General features: G+C 46.1%; 19 protein-coding genes. 6 read left to right on the forward strand and 13 right to left on the reverse strand.

Features of this window, described 5'->3' with window-relative positions; all coding sequences use genetic code 11:
• Positions 1–149 precede the first annotated feature (149 nt).
• The gene (gene purU, locus ACXACM_RS05655; protein ID WP_474820380.1) at positions 150–1004 is read right to left on the reverse strand and encodes a formyltetrahydrofolate deformylase; all 855 of its coding nucleotides are present in this window, start codon (positions 1002–1004) and stop codon (positions 150–152) included.
• Positions 1005–1082: 78 nt separating this feature from the next.
• Positions 1083–1670 (reverse strand): RNA 2',3'-cyclic phosphodiesterase, encoded by a 588-nt coding sequence (gene thpR, locus ACXACM_RS05660; RefSeq protein WP_474820381.1) that lies wholly within the window; start codon positions 1668–1670, stop codon positions 1083–1085.
• A 92-nt stretch (positions 1671–1762) separates the two neighbouring features.
• On the opposite strand from thpR, the gene hrpB reads away from it, so the two are divergent.
• Entirely contained in the window at positions 1763–4258 is a 2496-nt protein-coding gene (gene hrpB / locus ACXACM_RS05665) for an ATP-dependent helicase HrpB (protein ID WP_474820382.1), read from the forward strand.
• Between the two features lie 276 nt (positions 4259–4534).
• Complete coding sequence (gene phbB, locus ACXACM_RS05670) at positions 4535–5257, forward strand: acetoacetyl-CoA reductase (protein ID WP_474820383.1); 723 nt, start codon at positions 4535–4537, stop codon at positions 5255–5257.
• 14 nt (positions 5258–5271) lie between these two features.
• On the opposite strand, the gene ACXACM_RS05675 is transcribed toward phbB, so the two are convergent.
• The 5 genes from ACXACM_RS05675 to phaR form a co-directional block, all read right to left on the reverse strand.
• Positions 5272–6486, reverse strand: a complete 1215-nt coding sequence (locus ACXACM_RS05675) for a lytic murein transglycosylase (RefSeq protein ID WP_474820384.1) — start codon at positions 6484–6486, stop codon at positions 5272–5274.
• Positions 6487–6608: 122 nt separating this feature from the next.
• The gene (locus ACXACM_RS05680) at positions 6609–7826 is read right to left on the reverse strand and encodes a polyhydroxyalkanoate depolymerase (protein ID WP_474820385.1); all 1218 of its coding nucleotides are present in this window, start codon (positions 7824–7826) and stop codon (positions 6609–6611) included.
• Between the two features lie 99 nt (positions 7827–7925).
• Positions 7926–8273 (reverse strand): phasin family protein, encoded by a 348-nt coding sequence (locus ACXACM_RS05685; RefSeq protein ID WP_474820386.1) that lies wholly within the window; start codon positions 8271–8273, stop codon positions 7926–7928.
• A 26-nt stretch (positions 8274–8299) separates the two neighbouring features.
• Positions 8300–8917, reverse strand: coding sequence for a phasin family protein (locus tag ACXACM_RS05690; RefSeq protein WP_474820387.1), 618 nt, complete (start codon positions 8915–8917; stop codon positions 8300–8302).
• 172 nt (positions 8918–9089) lie between these two features.
• Positions 9090–9506, reverse strand: coding sequence for a polyhydroxyalkanoate synthesis repressor PhaR (phaR, locus tag ACXACM_RS05695; RefSeq protein WP_474820388.1), 417 nt, complete (start codon positions 9504–9506; stop codon positions 9090–9092).
• A gap of 224 nt (positions 9507–9730) precedes the next feature.
• Between phaR and ACXACM_RS05700 the strand changes: the two genes are divergently transcribed.
• Positions 9731–10129 (forward strand): DUF4168 domain-containing protein, encoded by a 399-nt coding sequence (locus ACXACM_RS05700; protein WP_474820390.1) that lies wholly within the window; start codon positions 9731–9733, stop codon positions 10127–10129.
• Positions 10130–10178: 49 nt separating this feature from the next.
• Here ACXACM_RS05700 and ACXACM_RS05705 read toward each other — a convergent pair whose 3' ends face one another.
• Positions 10179–11954, reverse strand: coding sequence for a PHA/PHB synthase family protein (locus ACXACM_RS05705; protein WP_474820391.1), 1776 nt, complete (start codon positions 11952–11954; stop codon positions 10179–10181).
• A gap of 15 nt (positions 11955–11969) precedes the next feature.
• Complete coding sequence (locus ACXACM_RS05710; protein WP_474820392.1) at positions 11970–12206, reverse strand: DUF6489 family protein; 237 nt, start codon at positions 12204–12206, stop codon at positions 11970–11972.
• Positions 12207–12358: 152 nt separating this feature from the next.
• Here ACXACM_RS05710 and mrcB point away from each other — a divergent pair, with 152 nt between their 5' ends.
• Positions 12359–14689, forward strand: coding sequence for a penicillin-binding protein 1B (gene mrcB, locus ACXACM_RS05715; RefSeq protein WP_474820394.1), 2331 nt, complete (start codon positions 12359–12361; stop codon positions 14687–14689).
• Between the two features lie 209 nt (positions 14690–14898).
• Here mrcB and ACXACM_RS05720 read toward each other — a convergent pair whose 3' ends face one another.
• The 4 genes from ACXACM_RS05720 to ACXACM_RS05735 form a co-directional block, all read right to left on the reverse strand.
• Positions 14899–15192 carry a hypothetical protein gene (locus ACXACM_RS05720; RefSeq protein WP_474820395.1) on the reverse strand — a complete coding sequence of 98 codons (294 nt, stop codon included), beginning with the start codon at positions 15190–15192 and terminating at the stop codon, positions 14899–14901.
• 288 nt (positions 15193–15480) lie between these two features.
• Positions 15481–17205, reverse strand: a complete 1725-nt coding sequence (locus ACXACM_RS05725) for a DUF4153 domain-containing protein (protein WP_474820396.1) — start codon at positions 17203–17205, stop codon at positions 15481–15483.
• A 21-nt stretch (positions 17206–17226) separates the two neighbouring features.
• The gene (locus ACXACM_RS05730) at positions 17227–18132 is read right to left on the reverse strand and encodes a DUF808 domain-containing protein (RefSeq protein ID WP_474820397.1); all 906 of its coding nucleotides are present in this window, start codon (positions 18130–18132) and stop codon (positions 17227–17229) included.
• A gap of 70 nt (positions 18133–18202) precedes the next feature.
• A complete protein-coding gene (locus ACXACM_RS05735; protein ID WP_474820398.1) occupies positions 18203–19015 on the reverse strand; it encodes a hypothetical protein in 813 nt (270 codons plus the stop codon).
• Between the two features lie 244 nt (positions 19016–19259).
• On the opposite strand from ACXACM_RS05735, the gene glnK reads away from it, so the two are divergent.
• A complete protein-coding gene (gene glnK, locus ACXACM_RS05740; protein WP_216024306.1) occupies positions 19260–19598 on the forward strand; it encodes a P-II family nitrogen regulator in 339 nt (112 codons plus the stop codon).
• A gap of 30 nt (positions 19599–19628) precedes the next feature.
• Positions 19629–20864, forward strand: a complete 1236-nt coding sequence (locus ACXACM_RS05745; RefSeq protein WP_474820399.1) for an ammonium transporter — start codon at positions 19629–19631, stop codon at positions 20862–20864.
• Positions 20865–21082 lie beyond the last annotated feature (218 nt).

The following is a 21082-nucleotide window of genomic DNA, read 5'->3' on the forward strand; positions in this document are numbered from 1 at the left end:
TCATTTTCCAGTGTAACCCTTTATGTTCGGATGAGTACAATGCTTATCGGCAAACGACAAAAACACAAGACAATAGGCGGGTATAGATGGAAAGAAAAAACCCGCTGCCATTGAGCGGGTTTTCAGGAAGCTTGTTATCGCGTTGTCTGCTACGCAAACACTACAGTTTTGTTGCGATGTATAATTACCCTGTCTTCCAGGTGATAACGAACGCCGTGTGCCAGCGCAGTAACTTCACAGTCCTTTCCTTTTCGAACCATATCAGCGGCAGTATCACTGTGACTAATGCGTTTAACACTTTGCTCAATAATTGGGCCTTCGTCGAGATCTTTCGTCACGTAGTGGCAAGTAGCACCAATAAGTTTTACGCCACGGTCGTAGGCTTGTTGATAAGGTCTGGCGCCAGCAAAAGAAGGCAGAAAGCTGTGATGTATGTTAATGGCTTTGCCTTGCAGCTTACTGCATAGAGTGTCTGGTAAAATTTGCATAAAACGCGCTAGGACGGTGAGGTCAATCTTGTACTCGTCTAAGAGTGTCTCAATTTGTGAGAATGCTTGTTCTTTACCTAACGCCTTAAAATCCACCCAGTGGAAAGGCACTTTGTACCAATCTGCAAACTGCTTCATTTGCGGGTGGTTACCAATGATAAGTGGAATATCGCAATGGAGTTCGCCTGTATGCCATCTGTGCAGTAAATCTACCAGGCAGTGAGACTCGAGGCTCGCCAGAAGGGCAACACGGTGTTTAACTCTTGAATCTGTTAATTTCCAATTCATTTGGAATTCATTGGCTACAGGGGTGAAAGCTTCAACGAAAGCAGCGTAATCCAAGCGTATAGAATCGGCACCAATTTCATGGCGCATAAAAAAACGACCAGTTTGCAGGTCGGTGTGATGGTTGGCTTCGACAATAGTAGCGCCGTGGTCAGCCAGAAACTGTGACACACGGGCGACAAGCCCTATTTTGTCCGGGCAGTCGATAACCAGGCGAAATGTTTGTTGCATGATATCTGTATATGTAAATTCAGGATTGTGATGTTTTACCCATCACTGGGCCATCTGTAAAGCTCGAATTGACATAACTCATAGTAAACCGCGTTTGAGTTGTTCGCGAACAGACAAATCAGGAGTGAGTGTCCAGGATTCCCTGATGGGATATTGCACGCCAGAGGGTACAGATACTGATTCAAATAAATGAAAAGCATCTGCTCTCACTGTTAACGATGGCATAAACAATGGTGGCGGTGTGCTATTACTGGCTTTTCTCACCAAAGTTACGTGAGGTTGGTAAGCCTTGCCGTCGATATTTATATTGGCGGAACGCGCTGCTTTTCTAACATTGGCGGCCAGGCGAAAAAGTGCTTCAGGTGCCGTTGATGGGGCGGCAAAGACGATTTTTGGACCTTGCCAGTAACCCGTGGTGTCTAAGTACAACTCAAAAGGTTTGGAATTTAATGCATCCAGGGCGGGTATCAGTGCATCCTGTTGGCGCGGTGTGATATTACCCAGAAAGGCGAGGGTAATATGGAAGTTGGCGGAGGGCACCGCATAAGCCCCATTAGCGGTTCCGCGCTTGGGCTTGTTCTGAATGTCAGGCAGCGCTTTTTCCCGCCAATGCTCAAGAGACAGCTTTTCCGTAATTGAAAGGTCAAGACCAATAAAACTTCGCATTAGGTTATCTACTTTATGTTTTTATCTATGGTGGCTAGCATGCTTCGAGAAAGGTAAAATAGCGTGATTGTAGCAACCACCAAAGTGTTTTGATGCACCCAAGCCAAAATCAACTACCCGCCAGCACACTAGTGACCCCCCTGTTAAACCAATTGGAACAAGGCAATGTCATTGTTGGTGCGCCGCCGGGCGCCGGTAAATCAACAGTTTTACCCCTATCCTTACTTGCTGATCCAGATAAAAAGATCATTATGCTACAGCCGCGCCGGGTGGTGGTGCGAAATCTGGCTGCTTATCTGGCTTCGTTGCTAGGAGAAGACGTCGGTAAAACAGTAGGCTATCGCATACGTGGGGAAGCCAAAACAAGTACGTCAACCCGTCTTGAAATTGTCACTGAAGGGGTGTTGTCACGGTTAATTCAAAACGATCCTGAATTAACAGGTACAGACATCATTATTTTTGATGAGTTTCACGAGCGCAGTATACACAGTGATTTTGGTTTAGCGCTTGCCATAGAAGTTCAGCAGGGGTTGCGCGAAGATTTGCGACTGCTGGTAATGTCGGCCACGCTGGATGTGGATGAGTTAAAAACCTTATTACCCGATGCCCGGGTATTGAAAACTGAGGGACGCCAGTTTCCCGTCGAAGAAGTGTACTTAGGCGAAACTCATTCAGATTCTGTAGCAAAAAAAACTGCCCGGGCCGTCATCGATAGCGTTAATCGTGATGATGGGGACATTCTTGTGCTCTTGCCTGGTGTTGCCCTGATAAATCAGGTTCGTCGCGCCTTGTCCGATGTTCTCAGTAGACATAATATTCAAATGCACCTTCTGTACAGCACAATGAATAAGGATGCGCAACAAGCGGCATTGGTGCCAGACGAAAACAAGCGCAGAAAAGTTATTCTTGCAACCAATATCGCAGAAACGAGTTTAACCATTGAAGGTGTCACAGTGGTGGTGGATAGCGGGCTTGAAAATGTGCCGTCGTATCATGCGTCGACGGCCCTTACCAGTTTGACTACGCAAATGATATCTCAAGCTTCTGCTACGCAGAGAAAGGGGCGTGCAGGGCGCTTGGGGCCAGGTAAAGTGTATCGTTTATGGAGTAAAGAACACCATCACAGACTCGCCCGGTTTGCACAACCGCAAATTCTCAGGGAAGATATCTCCGGCTTGATGCTCGATGCGCTTGCCTGGGGTACCAGATTATCAGCTATGGCCCTGCTCACGCCGCCTACGAGTACACAATGTCAACTGGCTCTCGCTCAACTTGCCGCCATGGGGGGCGTAGATGAGCAAGGGAGTATTACCCCTTATGGACGTCAGTTGTCAGCATTGCCAGTGTCGCCGAACATTGGGCATATGTTGTTAGAAGCTAAACGGCGCTGTGATGAGTTAGCCCTGCCTCAGTTGCCAGATGTTGCCTGTTATTGTGCCGCTGTGATGGAGGAAAATCCGTCCGCCGATACCATATTGCATTTGTCTGACTGGATGGCTCGGGCAGATAAATACACTATTCGCAGAATCGAAAAGCAAGCTAATCGATATGCCCGGCTAGCAAATATCAAACTCAATACGCCCTATGACGCTAGTAGCAAAGAGGCACTCTCGGCATGCCTGGCACTTGCGTTTGCACAGAGGGTGAGTATTTATCGCGGCGACGGGCGCTATAAAATGGCGTGTGGACGGGGCGCGATAATGCCTGCGGGTTGCCATGAGAAAGCATCATGGCTAGTGGTTGTTAGCGGTCAGTTATCTGCCAGTGACGTAGTATGTCGTGTGCTTGAACCCATTGATGAAGGGTTACTTCGCCGGTTGTATTGCAATGCATTCGCAACCAAAGAAACGGTTGTTTACAATCCTCAAAAGCAGCAAATGGAAGCGCGGGCTATAGAAGGTTTTGGCGACATCATTTTGCAATCAGAGCCAATAGCCTTGTCAAAAAAGCTGGCGATTGGCGAAGCCTGGTATAGTCACTTACAGAAAATTGATAGTAAGCAGTGGCCCCTGAGCGATAAGGACTGGCAATGGTGGTACCGTTATCAATTGGCGAAATCTCTCGATCTCTCTCAGCCCCAGGCATTTGATACACCGGCAAAATGGCGTGAGGCTTTGTCGCCACTAGCGCTTATAGACAGAAAGTTCCTGACTAAACAACTCAGCGCATATAAACACTGGAATGAGCTGGAGGCTTTGCCATGGGCCAAATGGTGTCATGAATCTTTGCCATGGAGCCAGCAACATGCTCTGGACACGCTACTGCCGCAACAGATCCTAGTGCCATCTGGCGAAAAGCGAAAACTGAATTATCGAAGTGATGGAGAAGTCATACTTTCTGTTCGTCTCCAGGAAATGTTCGGTTGCGATACGTTGCTCATGGTGGGAGATAACAATAAAGTCATTATTGTTGAATTGTTGTCCCCAGCTGGCAGGCCAATTCAAACCACATCTGATTTATCGGCGTTTTGGCGTGGTAGCTATTTTGATGTTCAAAAAGACATGAAGGGGCGCTATCCGAAACATCGATGGCCAGATGACCCGGTTACCGCAGAAGCAGGAAAATCTATAAAGCCTCGGAAAAAATAAATGAGAGCGCGTTAATAATTGATCTTCGTCAATACAGTTACAGTTTGATAACATGTTGTTATTACTCGAAAAGATCTGACCAGTTGACAATTGTGACAGACGTGATATTTGTCAAGGTACTGATAATTATTATCTTTTTTTTCCTTCTACTTTGTCCCCTTTTTTTGTTTTGAGACCATCGTCATAAAGCTGTCATTAAAGCATTGTCATTCTGCTCATTAGCGTGTTTATATAGATGCGTTGTACATTTTACCGTCAACAATATAGGGAGACGAAATGAGCAAAGTAGCATTAGTCACAGGTGGTACCAGAGGAATTGGTGAGGCAATATGTGTTGCATTGAAAGATGCGGGATATACAGTAGTAGCAAATTATGGTGGTAACGATGAGACCGCGAAAGCGTTCACTGAACGAACGGGGATCCCTTCATTTAAATTTGATGTTTCAGATTTCGAGGCAACAAAAGACGCCATTGATCAAATAGCCGCAGACTATGGCCCTGTGGAAGTATTGATCAACAATGCCGGGATCACCCGGGACGGCACCATGCACCGCATGTCTTTCGAGCAGTGGGATGCCGTTATTCAGACAAACCTGGCTTCGTGTTTTAATACCTGTCGTGCCGTAATTGATTCAATGCGTGCGCGGGGTTTTGGACGTATTGTCAATATTGGGTCAGTGAACGGCCAGGCTGGGCAGTACGGGCAGGTAAACTATGCCGCTGCAAAATCAGGTATCCACGGCTTTACTAAGGCATTAGCTCTCGAAGGTGCAGGGAAAGGCGTTACTGTAAATGCTATTGCTCCGGGTTATGTTGATACTGACATGGTACGCGCTGTGCCAGAAGAAGTGCTTAAGAAGATCATCGCGACAATTCCGGTAGGCAGGTTGGGCAAACCAGAAGACATCGCCCGTAGTGTGATGTTCCTGGTAGGTGATGAGGCTGGCTTTATCACCGGTTCAACGCTATCAATTAACGGCGGCCAGCACATGTACTAGCCGCCAGGCGAAAGTCAGTCCTGACTTTCTTGATCTTTTAGTACGCCGATGGCTTTCATCACATCCAGCCCGGGAAAGCCATCTGCAATCATATTATTATCTATTTGATATTGTCTTAAGCCTGCACGTGTAGCAGGGCCAATAATGCCATCGGGTTTACCTACATCATGCCCCAGTCTATTCAAAGCCTCCTGAAGTTTCACAATATCATCTATATTGTAGGCAGGTAGGTCGGGCAGTGGTGATATTAAACCACTTTCCCCGGCAATTTGATCGGCCAGCTTGCCCACCGCAATGGCGTAAAATTCAGAGTTATTCCAACGCATGATAATGCGAAAATTATGATAAGCGATGAAAGCCGGGCCCTCGTGTCCTGCTGGTACGACGATGAATGCAGTTTCGTCACTTTCACCAAGAGGAGACCCGTCGGGCTTGGTTATACCCATGGCGTTCCACTGGGAAATAGAACGTCTTTGTTTATAACCAGCTTGCTTATAGTCGAAATTGTCTGGTAGCGCGATTTCCCGACCCCAACGATACCCTGGTTGCCAACCCAGTTGGGCCAAAAAGTTAGCCGCAGATGCGAGGGCGTCTTTCTCGCTTTCCCACAAATTCACTTGCCCATCGCCGTCACCATCAATGGCGTAGTGAATATATGCTGAAGGCATGAATTGAGTATGTCCCATAGCACCCGCCCAGGAACCTACCATTTTGGTTTGATTGAGAGATTCTCTGTCCAGTAGCTTAATTGCGGTAATGAGTTCCTTCGTGAAAAAGCGGCTTCTTCTTTCGTCACATGCCAGGGTTGTAAGGGAATCCAATACGTTCATAGTTCCTTTGTAGGAACCAAAGTTGGTCTCTAGGCCCCAAAATGCGACCAAATAGTGGGCCGGGACACCATATTTATGACTGAGTTCGCCAAGTAACGCCTTGTGTTCTGCATACATGGCTCTGCCTTTATCTATGCGCCAGTCGTTCACCCGCTTGCTGTAGTAACCGGGAAAGGTCTGGACAAACTCGGGTTGGCTGCGATCGAGTTTTATCACTTTAGGTTGATAGTGAATCTTTGCAAATACCTGGTTAGCGAGATCCTGGGAAATACCAGCAGACACGGCCTGATCGCTGAGGTTACTTTTACATTGTTCGAAGGCTTCGTTGGCAAAGGCCGTATTTATACTGACCATCGTAATTACCGATGCCACGAGTGAACGGGATATCCATTTTGACATAGCGCTGAACTCTTTTTTCATTATTCAGGCATGCTACCTCAATTATGGGGGAAGGTGCGAGAGGGAAAGTGAGAAATCGCAGACAACCTGTTCTTTGTCTGCGACAACTAACATCGCTGGAACTATGCGTACTTATGAATAAATTCAGTAATTATTGGTCGCACGTTTTTGCGAAACTTAGAACCGCTGAATATGCCGTAATGGCCAGCACCCTGTTGCACATGATGTTTTCGCATATTGCGAGGGATATTTTTGCAAATATCCTGAGCTGCTTGAGTTTGTCCTAAACCACAAATATCGTCATCAGCACCTTCTACGGTGAGAAGAGCTGTGTTGTCGATGGCTTCAAAGCTTATCGGGTTGCCCTGATAAGTAATGGCACCACGTGCAATTTCATTGTTTTTAAACACCCTTTCGATGGTCTCTAAATAAAATTCCGCAGGCATATCCAGTACGGCCATGTATTCATCGTAAAACGCACGAAAGCGATCGGCGTCTTCTTCTTCTCCGAAAACCAGGTTTTGGAAAAAATTTTGGTATTTCTTCATATGCGACTGCTGGTTCATGCTAATGAACCCGCCGAGCTGCATGAACCCTGGGTAGACTTCTCTTCCTTCGCCGGGATAACCATAGGGTACTTTCATGATGGCAACGTTTCGAAACCAACTCATGGGGTGTTTTTCTGCAAACTCGTTCACCCGGGTTGGGTTTTTGGAGCAGTCTAGCGGGCCGGCCATTAACGTTAATGATTTGGGGACACAGTCATTCTTTTGCTCTGCCATCACCGCGGTTGCTATTAATGCCTGAACCGTGGGTTGGCATATAGCCATCAGGTGAGTGCCTGGCCCCAGGTATTCCATGAACTCAATAAGATAGCTAACATAACAGTCAAATGAGAACGGCCCTTCTTCCAATGGGACCTCTCTGGCATCGGCCCAGTCAGTAACATAAATCTCGTGATCAGGTAACAGGGCTTCCACAGTGCCTTTTAACAAGGTGGCAAAATGTCCGGAAAGGGGAGCTACCAAAAGTACTTTGTGGTCGTCTTTAACACCAGCGCGATTGAAATGGATTAAATCGCAAAAGGGCTTGGTGACAACAATTTCCTCACGAACCTTGTGCCGCTTATTTTCAATTTTGATTTCATCAATATTAAACCCCAGCTTTTCGTAGCGTTGGGTCAGTCGCATTGCAGTTTCCAGCGAAGCGCGGGTAAGGCGACCGGGTAAGGTGTGAGCGAGAAGGTTGGAAGGATGGTTCGCAATATCATTTAACAGACTGAACCCTTCATGCATAATATATGCACTGCGAGTCAAATAATCATATGCCTGGTAATTCATTACGTCTCTCCTCAAAAACTGGCTGGGGCTAAGACCTATAGAGAAAGAAAAAGGTTCACTTTTCGAAGGGAAAGGGCGGCTGTTGCCGCCCGATAGAAGTTAAGCTTTCGCTGCTTCCTGGAATTTAGCGGTCATCTCATCGCTAATGCTTTTAAACATTTCGCCCGCTTTTTGCTGTGCTTCAGTCAGTACTTCATAAGAACTTTTAGCAGCGTCAGAAACTTTTTCCTGAACACTTTCAGCATAAGCTTTGTTAGCTTCAGCCAAGCTCATTAAGTCTTTCTGTTGCGTTGCTGTTTCGAAGTAAGACATACCTTCAGAAAGCAGTGACTTGTAAAGTGAATTTTGCTTTTCAGCCAGTTCTTGCATAGTGCTCATGTTTAAAGACGCCAGGTCAGACATAGGCTTCATTGCAGTTTTCATTTGCTCGTTCATTTGTTCAAACATTACCGTTCTCCAGTTTCTAGTGTGAATCAATTAGTTGATTTGGTTGCCGCAGGTTTTGCGGTAGTTGTTTTCTTTGCCGGGGTTCGGCGCGTCCGCGTTGCTGGCTTTTTAGCTGGCTCAGCAGCATTCGCAGTTTTCTTTGCTGTGCTAGCAGTTTTAGCGGTTGTTTCTTCAGCTTTAGTCACGGTTTGTTTTGCCGTTTCAGATGTTGCTTTGACAGATTCCGTCACCGTTTCTTTTACTGTTTCGGTACTCTTTTCCGCTGCCTTTACAGTGGCCTTAGCTGCTGGTTTCACAACTCCTTCAGTCGCTTTTTTCGCTTCCTCACTGGCAGTAGATAAAGAAACAGACATAATTTCTGCCACTTCTTCACGCATGGCGTTCATAGTAGAGTAGGCATCTTTAGAAGCGCTGGTCATTCGTTCACGAACAGATTCGGCCAGTTCAGAATTTGCATTCATGACACCTTTGAACTCTGTTTGTTTCGCTACAGCTTCAAGGTAACGAACGCTATCGCTCAGCAAGCCAGTAATTAAAGTAGTTTGCTGTTCAGACAAGCTCTCCAGTGTTTTTGTATTAACCGCAAATAACGTATGAACGGGTTTACTGGAATTTTTTAATTGTTCTGAAAATGAGCCAAACATGTCTTTCTCCTAACAGACTAGAAACGAATGCGTGCTGCGATGCAGCAAGATTTGATTAGATATTAACCAGTGAAGGCGGAGAGATCAAGGGTTATGTTGCGTCGCAGCAATTATTTGTTAGAACAGTTTTGACTATGGTTAGGTGTTTTTATGCTGCATGGCAGCATAAAGGTCATTTTTGATTTTTCTTCCAGGCTTCCATATTCTGTTCAACCATTTTGTTGAACATACCAAATGGGGAGTTTTCCATCATATTCTTCATCAGACCTTGTGCCTGATCCTGCTGTTCTATAAAGGTAAGCAATGATTGCTCTAAATACTGACGAACAGAAGGTTGCATATCCGTATCGTAGTACCGGATGAGCTGCTTTAATAATGAATTGGTGAGCAACGATTGGTTCTTATCTGCTTCAGATTCACTGATGATCTGCAAAAGAAGGGACTTAGTTATATCGTCTTCTGTTTTGGAATCGATAACCTTGAATTCTTCCCGATCATTAATTAACCCCTTAATATATTCGAGATTCACATACTGACTGGATGACGTGTCGTAAAGTCTTCTGTTAGGGTATTTTTTAATAGTGATCATGACGCTACCTTTTTCTTATTTCTTTGAAAGAGTAGCGCACTAACGGTTGTGTGAGCAATGAGGGTGTGAAAATAAGCGACACATTTTTCGATAATGGCAGGCTTACTTACTAAGGATAAAACCTAAAGTTATGATCTAACGAGATTATTTTGTTGTGGCACGGTTATCGCTCCTGCTTATCCTGAGCACCCGATAAGGGCAATTCAAAAAAACGGAGTATAGCCATGACTAAACTTGTAAAACTCTTTGTAATGAGCCTCGCCGCAGCTTGTACTGTTCACTTTTCCGCTCAGGCCGTAGAAGATACTAAAGAAGTTCAGGCACCCAACCCTGTGATGACGCAGAATCAGAATTTTGATGACGCTACGTTACAAAAATTTACAATGGCCATGACGGCAGTGAGTAAAGTTGCAGACAAATACCAAACGGAATTAAGTGGTGAAGAGTCACCTGAAAAAATGAAGGAAATTCAGCAGGCCGCCCAATCTGAGATGGTTTCTGTGATAGAAGAAACTGGCCTGAAGGTCGACACTTACACCACCATTGCTCAATTGGTACAGACTAATGAGCAGTTGCGTGAAAGAGTGTTAAACATTGCGAAGAAGCACGGTAGTCAATCGTAAAACTATTTGCCGGTTGAAACAGGGCGCTGAAATAGCGCCCTTTCTTGTTTTATCCCAACTGTTTTCGTACGTAGCTTCCTGGAGCTGGTTCGATAGCGGGAAAGGCGTCATTCTCCCCAGGTTGCGGCGCATTAACTTTGGCCTTACCTTGATGTTTTAACCAGTTATGCCAGTGAGGCCACCACGAACCTTCGTGCTTAGTTGCCCCATCAAACCACTCACTTGCAGACCCAGGCAGGGATTCATTGGTCCAGTGAGGATATTTCCCGGTAACTGGGGGGTTGATAACGCCAGCCAGATGCCCCGACCCGGCCAATACAAAAGTGGTATCACCGCTGACTAACTGTGTTCCTTTATAGGCACCTTGCCAAAGCACGATATGGTCGGCGAGTGTCGTAAGAAAATACACTGGTATGTCGATTTTGGACAAATCAATGGGGATGCCGTCGATAACCACAGCCCCCGGCGTTTTCAGCTTGTCTTCCCAGTAAGTGGTGCGAATATACTGTTTAAAACAGGCTGCAGTAATGTTGGTGGCGTCGCTGTTCCAGAACAGAATATCAAAGGCTGCAGGATCTTTGCCTTTGAGGTAATTGTTGATGAAGTACGACCAAAACAGATTATTCTCTCGCAATAAGCTAAAGCTTAAGCCCAGAATGCGGCCGTCATATATACCTTTAATGTCTGCATTTTGCTCCATAATAGGCAGCGCGTCTTCAGTGAGGTAATTACCAATTTCACCGGGCTCGCTGAAGTCCAGCAGGGTGGTCAGTAGCGTCAGAGAACCAATGCGGGTATCCTCTTTTGCCCGTAAGTAGGCCGCTGCGGTGCTCAATAATGTGCCGCCGACGCAAAAACCCACCATATTCACTTTTTCTCTGCCAGTAATGGCGCACACTGCATCCAGAGCCTCAATCGGGCCTGCTTTCATGTAGTCAAAAAAATCTCTATCGGCCAAATGAGCATCTGGGTTTACCCAGGAAATCATAAATACAGAAAAACCGCTTTCAAGAAGGCCGTTCACCACAGACTTCTTCTCTTCCAAATCGAGAATGTAATACTTATTGATAAATGGCGGGACAAATAAAACGGGCTTAGCGAAGGTCTTGTCGTGTTTTGGTGTGTAGTGAATGAGTTGCATCAATTCGTTTTGATACACCACTTCGCCTTTCGTTGTGGCGAGGTTTTCTCCCAAGGTAAATGCGTCCATGTCGGTCTGGGTGATTTTAAAGGCTTCCAGCGGACTTTTTTCTAAGTCCCGCATGAAGTTTTCGATACCCTTAACCATATTCTGTCCTTTGGTTTTGAGGATTTCCTCGCAGACCTCTGGGTTTGAGAGAAGATAGTTCGTGGGCGATACAGAGTTGATGTACTGACGAGTATAGAATTTCACCTGCTCTGCAGATTTGGGATCTTTGAACTGCATAGCAGCAATAGTGCCTTGGAGCATTTTTGAGTTGATGAGGTAGGCTTGCTTTAAATAACTAAACACCGGATTGTCTTGCCAGTCTGTGTGGGTAAACCGGCGGTCATTGCGTTCCTCTTCCACTACCGGTTGTGCCTTCTCCCCCAGCATGGCCTTTGTTGCCTGCTGCCACAACTCGGTTTGTTGTCGCATAAAATCCATTTGGGTTTGAATTAAGCGGGCTGAATCCACTTCCACGGTATCGGTGGAAAGCAGTGAGCCCAGTTTTTCAGGGTCAAACATGGCGGCGGTCTCCTCGCTGCTGTTTTTCTTCGTCAGTATGTTGTGAACCATGTCATTGAACTGCTGAGCATACTGATTAAGTGTGTCCAAAATGTCTTCTTTGTCCTGCTCGTGCACAGAACACCTCCGTGATTATTTTTTGCTGGCTGTGGTCGTCATGGTCTCCAGCATTTTTTGATAAAAAGAAAACGCATGCTGACTCCCATCCAGGTAGGGCTTAAGCATGGCCATCATGGCTTCTTGATTTCCGTCTTTTAGTTGTTCGCTGAGTTGCGAGAGTGTGGCTTCGTGGAGTTTACTCAGGTCAGGCCAACCCATGAACTCTCTGGCCTCTTGAGGTGAGAGGTCGATGTCGATTGATATTTTCATGTTGTCCTCCATATTGGTCTTCTAGACCATACGCAACCCTGGTTGCATGGCTGAAACAATACCGTCAAGACAGCGGGGTTGAGAATGCCACTGGAAATTCAGTGCTGAAACCCGCAAACTCTGTTTTGACATATTCTATAGTGGCATGATAAGTGGCTAAAAAACAGACGAAAGTGACAAAATCAAAGAAAATAGGCGCGAAACCCCGGCGCCGGTGGCTGGGCTTTTTCTTCAAGCTCTTTTTGGTGGGTGTAGTGACATTGCTGGGGTATATGATTTATCTCGATGCACAAATCAAGCACACCTTCACAGGCAACAAATGGGAAGTGCCTGCGCAGATCTTTGCCCGCCCATTGGTTTTGGATGTCGAACAGGAGATCACCCCCAAAGAAGTACTCGATGAGCTGAAGCTTTTGGGCTATCGACGGGTGAGCAAAGCCGACAGTAGCGGTGAATACCAGTACGGTAATAATAAACTTGAAGTACAAAGACGCGCGTTTTCATTTCCCGATGGCGATGAACCCATGCGCCATATCTCAGTGTCTTGGCGTGGTAGCCGGATAGCGAGTATTGAAGATCTCTCAGCACAGCAAAAAATTAATCGAATTCGTCTGGAGCCATGGCTGGTCACCCGTATGGTTAGCAGTAGCCAGGAAGACCGAATGCTGGTGCAACTGGACAATGTGCCAAGTCTTTTGCCCAAAGCACTTATTTTAGTAGAAGACAGAGATTTCTACGACCATCACGGTGTGGCGCCGCTGTCTATTTTAAGGGCTCTAGTGGCGAATATCCGCGCTGGCAGAACAGTACAGGGCGGCAGTACTCTCACACAGCAGTTGGTGAAAAACCTTTATCTCACCAGAGAAAAGGCCATTACCCGTAAAATAAAAGAAGCGTTAATGGCACTAATAATTGATGCCCGATACAGCAAAGACGACATACTTCAGGCTTACCTCAATGAAGTGTTTCTCGGTCAGAATGGTGAAATGGCCGTCCATGGTTTTGGTTTAGCCAGTTACTTCTATTTCGACCGGCCTGCGAATGAAATGAGTCCGCCTGAAATTGCAACTCTGGTCGCAATGATAAAAGGGCCTTCATATTACAACCCCCGTCGCTATGAAGAGCGGGTTCTGGAGCGTCGAAACCTGGTCTTGCGAATTCTGTTCGAAGCCAATGAAATTGATCGCCAGGCCTATGAGCAATACATTAATGCACCGCTTGGTTTGGCCTCGGGGGCTAGCTTAGCCAGTGGTAAACACCCTGCATTTATGGACAAGGTGCGAAGAGAGCTGTCCACTATACTCGCTGACCCGCAATTGCGTGATTCAGGAGTAAAGGTATTCACCACGCTGGATATATATGCACAGCGCCGGGCAGAAAGAGCAATGCGGGATACTTTGGAGGGCCTGCAATCTGATCGTAAAGCCATTTTACAAGGCGCTATGTTGGTAACGGACATTGCTAGTGGTGAAGTGAGGGCAATTGTGGGAAGCAGAGAAGCCGGGTTTAAGGGGTTCAACCGTGCTTTGGATGCCAAGCGTCAGGTGGGCTCTCTTATCAAACCCGCTGTCTACCTGACAGCGCTGGAAGACCCTGTTGCATACAATTTGGCTACGCCTCTGGCAGATGAGCCTATTACACTTGAAAACACCAGCGGTAAAACCTGGTCTCCTAAGAACGCGGATAAAAAATTCCGTGGCCAGGTGCCTTTGATTGATGGGTTAGCACACTCGCTAAACGTACCAACTGTCAACCTGGGGATGCAAGTGGGACTGGAGAATATTACAGATACCATTCGTCGTCTGGGTGTGGAAAGTGAGTTCCCCGAAGTACCCGCCATGACTCTGGGGGCGATGTCGTTAACACCCTACGAAACAAACCAGATGTATCAGACGATTTCTAATAATGGTCGTTATATTCCCCTTCATACTGTTTCTTCGGTGGTGTCATCGAACGACCGCTTAATCTGGCAGCATGCGGAGTTTTATTCTCAGCGCGTAGATGAGGCTGCCACTTATCTACTCAATTACGCACTTTATAAGGTAACGACCGAAGGCACTGCTACGCGCATCGGTAGAACGTTCCCCGGAGTCAATATGGGGGGTAAAACTGGTACGACTGACGATTATAGGGATAGTTGGTTTAGTGGTTTTGACCGAAACAATGTTATCACGGTGTGGGTAGGTAATGATGATAACCAGCCAATACTGCTTACCGGAGCCGGAGGAGCACTGCCTGTGTTCATCAATTATCAAAAGCTGCAGGAGCCGAAATCATTATCTCGACGATTCCCTGAAGGGCTAGGAATCGCGCATTTTGACAAAGTCACAGGTGAGGTAGTCATTGCTGGCTGTCCTGATTCTATGAGTGTTCCTGCAATACTGGATGTATTACCACCGGCCAGTCAAGATTGTTACGGGCAACCGATTCGACAAGAAAAAGAGAAAAAAAGCTGGTGGGAACGCTTATTCGGGAATGAGTAAAAAGCCCCCAGGAAGAGACATGACAGCCCATGAGTGAAACTGGTATCTGCTGTGATGTCTCTTCTGAGGGAAGGGCCCTACGGGAGCTCGTTGGGATTAGTTTAAGCGGTCGTTAAGCAGTTTAACGCCGCTGAAAATCATCGCACTTGCCACAAAAGCGCCAACCGGACTAAGAGCAAGCAATAGAAGGGCGCTGGATGTGATCATCATTATTCTCCTTCGCGGTTTTCCTGATCCGCAAGTTCGCTAATATCAGTGACCGTGACGTCAGCAATTAATGTCTGTTCGTTAATTTCTGGCTCTGCGTTGTACGTAGCATTAGCAATGAGTTGCGTAACCTCAAGATTGATATCGCTGCGCACCTGTACAATTTGCTGTTCAACCACGGCATCCAAATACTGATGTAATGGTGTAACTGTGTTTTGCTCTGCCATAGATGGTGCTGCTAAAGCCGCTGAAGCTAAAATAGTAAGTGCGGTAATTTGACGACGTAAAGTAAACATATTTCCTCCAAAGATAGTGTTAAAAAACTGCACTCCTACTGACTTCATGGCAGTTAATCGTTAAGTCGCATTTACTTTTGCGATAGTTGTGCCAGATCGAGAAAAAAGTTTAACTATTTGATTTTAAATTAATTTAATTATATTAAGATAATTACTGAGATACAGGAGATGAGGTTTTTACTAATTTTTAGTATTTTTCGCCAGCTATATTGGTTAAAAAAACCAGAGAGAAAAGCTAGCACAGGCATCTGTGTTTATGCCTGCGTAACTAGACAAAAATGATGTGGCTTATTGTGAAGGTGCGCGCAGGCGCATATCTCCAATTTGAACGTCATACCAGGTGGGCTCAACTACTTTGACATCGCCATTTTCCAAAGCGGGCTGGAGGAGCGCAGCCTTGCCATTCACAGAAGGCATGTAGTGCGCATTCCACTCTTCGTTGTTAAGAAGCCAAAGTGTCGCCTGCGTGGTGTGATTGTTTTCCCGGATGAAAATGGACTCCACCTCACCATCCTCGTTCATATCTATTCGCAGTAAATAGTAACTAAACGTGCGATGATCCTGCCAATCGTTACCCACTTCCCGTTCGTATAATGCAGTGAGTAATGACGGTGGGGCACTTGCATCATCTGGCCAATAATTAATACGGGCGATAAACGCTTCTTCAGTAATATCTTTATCGCCTTCAGGGGCTGGAATATACATTCGTTCTATGATGGCAAGAATTTCAGGGTTGGTTTCGGCTACTTGGGTTTTGAGCGTTTGAATGGCGAGGTAGCCTTGACGTCCCAGGTTGTTTTCAAAATAGTAGTAGTCGAACTTGTCGAATGTAGTGGCACTTTTATCGAGACGGGCCAACTGACTTTGAGCGGCAATGTACTGAAAATTTAAAATAGGAGAATTGACTAACAACATCATCGCGAGAAAAACTAACCCCATAGTGATGTTAATTTTACTCAATGCTGATAACCATTGGTCGCGTAACCTCACAATACCCACGAGGTAACTAAACGAGAAACATGCAAGCAGCACCCAAATGAGCACCGCCCAACAGCGGTCAAGTGTCCATCCGTATTGCATTATACGCAGTAATAAACCATAACCTGAGATAAGACTATAAACAGGTAAGAGTGCAGTAGCAGTTAAAATTAAACGGTGTAACAGAAGATGGTATGGCTGGTTTTTCTCACCCTGTTGATACACTGCATTAATGAAAAACAGAGACAGTAACTGCAGGCTCATCACCAAAAAAGTGCCATTTCCCGTTTCCCATAGCGCGGTCAGGCCAGTAAAAGGCAAGGTTATAAGAAACCCTAACGATACAATGGAAAGTGCGGGTAAAAGAAATTTTATTAGGGTTTGCAAAATGGTGGCGATGTTATCGACGGTATGAATAATATTTCTGAAAATCACCACCGCAAATCCAAAAGCGAGGCATAGTACTGGAATGGTAAACCAGGCTTTGTCGAGCAAGGTTGAAAAAAGGTCGATACCTACAATGCTGAACAAGCCAGCTCCAAGGTGTAAAATCCCCAGGAAGATAAACTTAAAAAGTAAGGATTCAACGAAAATAAGAAAATTGCGCCAAGAGATGCGGAATAACGACGCATAGGTTAAAGGTGTCCCACTGAGGCGCAACTGTATGTACATAAGCCCCTTGAAACAGGCCAAAAGCGCGGTAAAACCAAAGATAAACATAGCCGATTCATTGCTGACATACTCGATGGGTTCGTTCTGGAACCCCACATAAGCACCGAGTAAAGAAAGCAGCAGGGTAAATGGCAATATATAGCACGCGGCTTGAACGGCATTTTCGCGGGTTGTACAAAGCAACATCAGTAGTGGAAAGCTAAATGCAAAGGTGGCCAACGCAGTAAACCAAGTAGGATTTTGCCCCAGCCACCATTGATGTTCCACGCTAAGATAAAGTAATGTCAAAGCAATGCCTTGAAACGCTGATAGCGTCAACATAAGGCGTTTAGGCAATCCAGTTTGCGTGTCCGATGAGTCCATTCTTGTTGAATCCTTTTTGATTTATTTTTTGCTAAACAGTGACAACGCAGCCACGATAATTGAACCAGCAATAAAGCCAGCTATACCGTCAAATACAATAGGGGTAACAGCTTCCAGGACGGGTATGAAACCCGAGACGCTCTCAGCCAGATGGTGAAGAAATGGAATGTTGTGCGTGAGTATGCCGCCCCCTACGAGGAACATAGCAATAGTGCCGACAAATGCCAGCGTCTTCATTAATAACGGTGCAGCGATTAACAGGGCTCTGCCACTGAATCGTTGAAACTGATTATAGTCTCCGGTGAGAGACTTTCTGAGTAAGTACAGCCCTGCGTCGTCCATCTTTACGATACCAGCAACTAAGCCGTAGACGCCGGCAGTAATAGCGATACTCAAGGCGCACAGCACGCCAACCTGCGTGGCGAAATCTGCTGTCTGAACACTGCCCAGGGCAATAACAATAATTTCTGCAGACAGAATAAAATCGGTGCGGATCGCCCCTTTAATTTTATCTTTCTCTAACGCAACCAAATCAACATTTTCTTGTGCAAATTGTGCCAGCCGTGCTTCTCTCTCGGCATCGTCATGGTGGGGGGAAAAGCGATGTAATACCTTTTCTGCACCCTCGTAGCAAAGATAAAGGCCACCGAGTACTAACAAAATAGTGATCAATACGGGGATAAAAGCACTGATCAGGAGTGCAGCAGGGACAAGAATGACTTTGTTAATAAACGAACCTTTCGCTACCGCCCACACAACGGGCAGTTCTCGTTCAGCGCGCACGCCCTGAACTTGGTTAGCGTTGAGCGCGAGGTCATCACCCAGTACGCCGGCCGTTTTTTTCGCAGCCACTTTAGACATGACCGATATGTCGTCAAGCAGGGTTGCGATGTCGTCGATAAGTGCCAGTAAGTTTGCAGCCGCCACGTTGATGAAATCCTTATAAAAAATCAATTCTTATGTAGATTAACCACTGTTGTGGCCACTGACAATAAAATCAGCGTCTGTTGTCAGGATTTTCCTCTGGATCTACGCCTTTATTCAGCCGTTTATCAATAAAGGTGTCAAAGCCATTGCTGCGATCAGAACAGGTGACTCGCCCGCCAGTAAATCGAGAAATAACGCTAAGTGTTTTGGTGGTTGTTGAGCTGCAGTCTACATTAACTGGCGGTGGAGCACTGGTATCTTCTTCTGGCTCATCCTTGCGGGAATCCACAATGACAGGTGACCGCTGTTGTTCGCGCCTGTCTCGAGCAGCTTGCTCTGCTTGCGCCTGGCGCTTTTCCTCTTCGAGCCTGGAAAAATAGCCATCCAGCGCCTGCCGAGAACTAAGCCTTGGACGTGTTGCACCAGGCGACCGGGCCGGTTGCAAATCTGGCTTTGCCGGGTCAGAAAGTGGCTGTTTTGCTGATTCTACGGCAGGGGCAGGTAGTTCAGGCTCAGGGTTCGAAGCTTGTGAAGGCGCAGTGGAAGTCGTGTCTACTGGCGTTTTAGTGTCAATCTCACTGCTGTAACTATCTTTTTCAGCGAGTGGTTTCTGAGTATGGTTACTTGGCGCTTGTGGTGGAGGATCTCGTAAAACACTTTCCTTAATGGCACGTTTAACTGGAGCCGGGTACAGAGTGGCGGCTATGGGAGGTTTTTGAGCAGAACGCACGGGAGCAGGATTGCGTTCCTGTAAAGCGAGGATAGCAATAAGAAGAAAGTGTAAAACTACAGATACAAGCAAAACTCGCCCTACTCGGGAGCGAGCAGAAGGGACGAAATGTTCTCTTTCTGGGCTGAATACAGGTTGTAAAGTGATTTCCATAACGCACAAAAAGACCGCGTTTTTTATAAAGAGTTCCACAAAGAGATCATTTTTGTAACTTAATGCACTATCTTGGTGCGGTTTTTTGTTGTTGCATTCGTTTGGTGCGTCGTTGGCGGTTTTCTGACTGGATAATAATTTTAAGTTGTTGTTTTGTAATGGTTAATATTTGTGGCACAGGACTTGTGTTGCAGTCTGTACCCGCTACTGGCGAATACATAAAAACATTATTTGGGAGCAACACATGAAACTAGTCACAGCTATCATCAAGCCCTTCAAGCTGGATGATGTTCGTGAAGCCATTTCAGAAATTGGTATCGACGGTTTAACCGTTACCGAAGTGAAAGGGTTTGGACGTCAAAAAGGGCATACCGAGTTATACCGCGGTGCTGAATATCAGGTCGATTTCCTGCCAAAAGTTAAGCTGGAAATTGCGGTTCAGACAGACCAGGTTGAGCGTTTAGTTGAAGCTATAGTCGGTGCAGCGAAAACGGGCAAAATCGGCGACGGTAAAGTATTCGTTTACGATCTTGAACACGCTGTACGAATTCGTACTGGCGAAGCAGACGCTGACGCACTGTAAAACCACACAATAATAATTGCGGAGAACACAATGGAAATCACATTTGAACTCGGGTATGCATTAGATACCTTTTATTTCCTGATTTGCGGTGCGTTAGTCATGTGGATGGCTGCCGGATTTGCAATGTTGGAAGCGGGCCTTGTCCGCGCAAAGAACACAACTGAAATCTTAACGAAAAACGTCGCTTTGTTCGCTATTGCGTGCACTATGTACATGATTTGTGGTTACGACATCATGTATGGCGGCGGTATATTCCTCGACGGTATTATTGCTGATGGCGCTACTGGCGTGGCCGAAGATGCTGCAACTTATGCGCCTTCCGCTGACTTTTTCTTCCAGGTAGTATTTGTTGCTACTGCTATGTCAATTGTATCTGGTGCTGTTGCTGAGCGTATGAAGCTTTGGGCATTCCTTGCTTTTGCAGTAGTCATGACTGGCTTCATTTATCCAATGGAAGGTGCATGGACGTGGAATGGTGATTCTGTGTTTGGTATGTACACTCTGGGTGACATGGGCTTCTCTGATTTTGCTGGTTCCGGTATTGTTCACATGGCTGGTGCTGCAGCTGCGCTCGCGGGTGTACTGGTACTTGGTCCTCGTAAAGGGAAATACACTGCAGATGGCAAAGTAAACGCTATCCCAGGTGCTAACCTTCCACTTGCTACACTCGGCACATTCATTCTGTGGATGGGTTGGTTTGGATTTAACGGTGGTTCTGTACTTGCTACAGCGACCGTTGAAAGTGCAAATGCCGTAGCCGTTGTATTTATGAACACAAATGCCGCTGCTGCGGGTGGTGCTATTGCTGCACTTATCCTGGCGCGAGTGATGTTTGGCAAAGCCGACCTGACTATGGTACTGAACGGTGCACTGGCTGGTTTGGTTGCAATTACCGCTGAACCTTCTACACCTACGCCGCTTCAAGCAACACTGTTTGGTGCTCTCGGTGGCCTGTTAGTTGTGTTGTCTATTATCTTCCTCGACAAAGTCAAGATTGATGATCCGGTAGGCGCTATCTCTGTTCACGGTGTTGTAGGTTTACTGGGTTTGATTCTGGTACCTTTCACCAACGATGGTTCAAGCATGGGCGGTCAATTACTGGGTGCAGCCACTATCTTTGTATGGGTGTTTGTAACCAGCCTCATCGTTTGGGTAGTCATTAAAGCTATCATCGGTGTAAGAGTGACAGAAGAAGAAGAATTCGAAGGTGTAGACGTGAGCGAGTGTGGTCTGGAAGCATATCCTGACTTTACCTCTGGTCGCTAATCTTTAATCCGAAGACTCGATTGGGCAACTACCAACAATAATAATAATGCTCAACTCACCATCACTTGGCCCCGCTTCTGCGGGGCTTTTTATTTTCCCTTCATAGCCAGAACATACCGCAAGGGTCAACACGTTCAAATTCTGGTCAATCGTTTACAAAATTAGATTGAGCCATTTTATCACCATGCATGTACAAAACCCGATCGTATAGACCCTAC

Source organism: Alteromonas sp. AWQ4_252, assembly GCF_056158205.1.

Excerpts from the sequence above, each read along its gene's own strand:
- purU (WP_474820380.1), bottom strand. The coding sequence starts at position 1,004 with ATGCAACAAACATTTCGCCTGGTTATCGACTGCCCGGACAAAATAGGG.
- thpR (WP_474820381.1), bottom strand. The coding sequence starts at position 1,670 with ATGCGAAGTTTTATTGGTCTTGACCTTTCAATTACGGAAAAGCTGTCT.
- hrpB (WP_474820382.1), top strand. The coding sequence starts at position 1,763 with ATGCACCCAAGCCAAAATCAACTACCCGCCAGCACACTAGTGACCCCC.
- phbB (WP_474820383.1), top strand. The coding sequence starts at position 4,535 with ATGAGCAAAGTAGCATTAGTCACAGGTGGTACCAGAGGAATTGGTGAG.
- ACXACM_RS05675 (WP_474820384.1), bottom strand. The coding sequence starts at position 6,486 with ATGTCAAAATGGATATCCCGTTCACTCGTGGCATCGGTAATTACGATG.
- ACXACM_RS05680 (WP_474820385.1), bottom strand. The coding sequence starts at position 7,826 with ATGAATTACCAGGCATATGATTATTTGACTCGCAGTGCATATATTATG.
- ACXACM_RS05685 (WP_474820386.1), bottom strand. The coding sequence starts at position 8,273 with ATGTTTGAACAAATGAACGAGCAAATGAAAACTGCAATGAAGCCTATG.
- ACXACM_RS05690 (WP_474820387.1), bottom strand. The coding sequence starts at position 8,917 with ATGTTTGGCTCATTTTCAGAACAATTAAAAAATTCCAGTAAACCCGTT.
- phaR (WP_474820388.1), bottom strand. The coding sequence starts at position 9,506 with ATGATCACTATTAAAAAATACCCTAACAGAAGACTTTACGACACGTCA.
- ACXACM_RS05700 (WP_474820390.1), top strand. The coding sequence starts at position 9,731 with ATGACTAAACTTGTAAAACTCTTTGTAATGAGCCTCGCCGCAGCTTGT.
- ACXACM_RS05710 (WP_474820392.1), bottom strand. The coding sequence starts at position 12,206 with ATGAAAATATCAATCGACATCGACCTCTCACCTCAAGAGGCCAGAGAG.
- ACXACM_RS05720 (WP_474820395.1), bottom strand. The coding sequence starts at position 15,192 with ATGTTTACTTTACGTCGTCAAATTACCGCACTTACTATTTTAGCTTCA.
- ACXACM_RS05725 (WP_474820396.1), bottom strand. The coding sequence starts at position 17,205 with ATGGACTCATCGGACACGCAAACTGGATTGCCTAAACGCCTTATGTTG.
- ACXACM_RS05735 (WP_474820398.1), bottom strand. The coding sequence starts at position 19,015 with ATGGAAATCACTTTACAACCTGTATTCAGCCCAGAAAGAGAACATTTC.
- glnK (WP_216024306.1), top strand. The coding sequence starts at position 19,260 with ATGAAACTAGTCACAGCTATCATCAAGCCCTTCAAGCTGGATGATGTT.
- ACXACM_RS05745 (WP_474820399.1), top strand. The coding sequence starts at position 19,629 with ATGGAAATCACATTTGAACTCGGGTATGCATTAGATACCTTTTATTTC.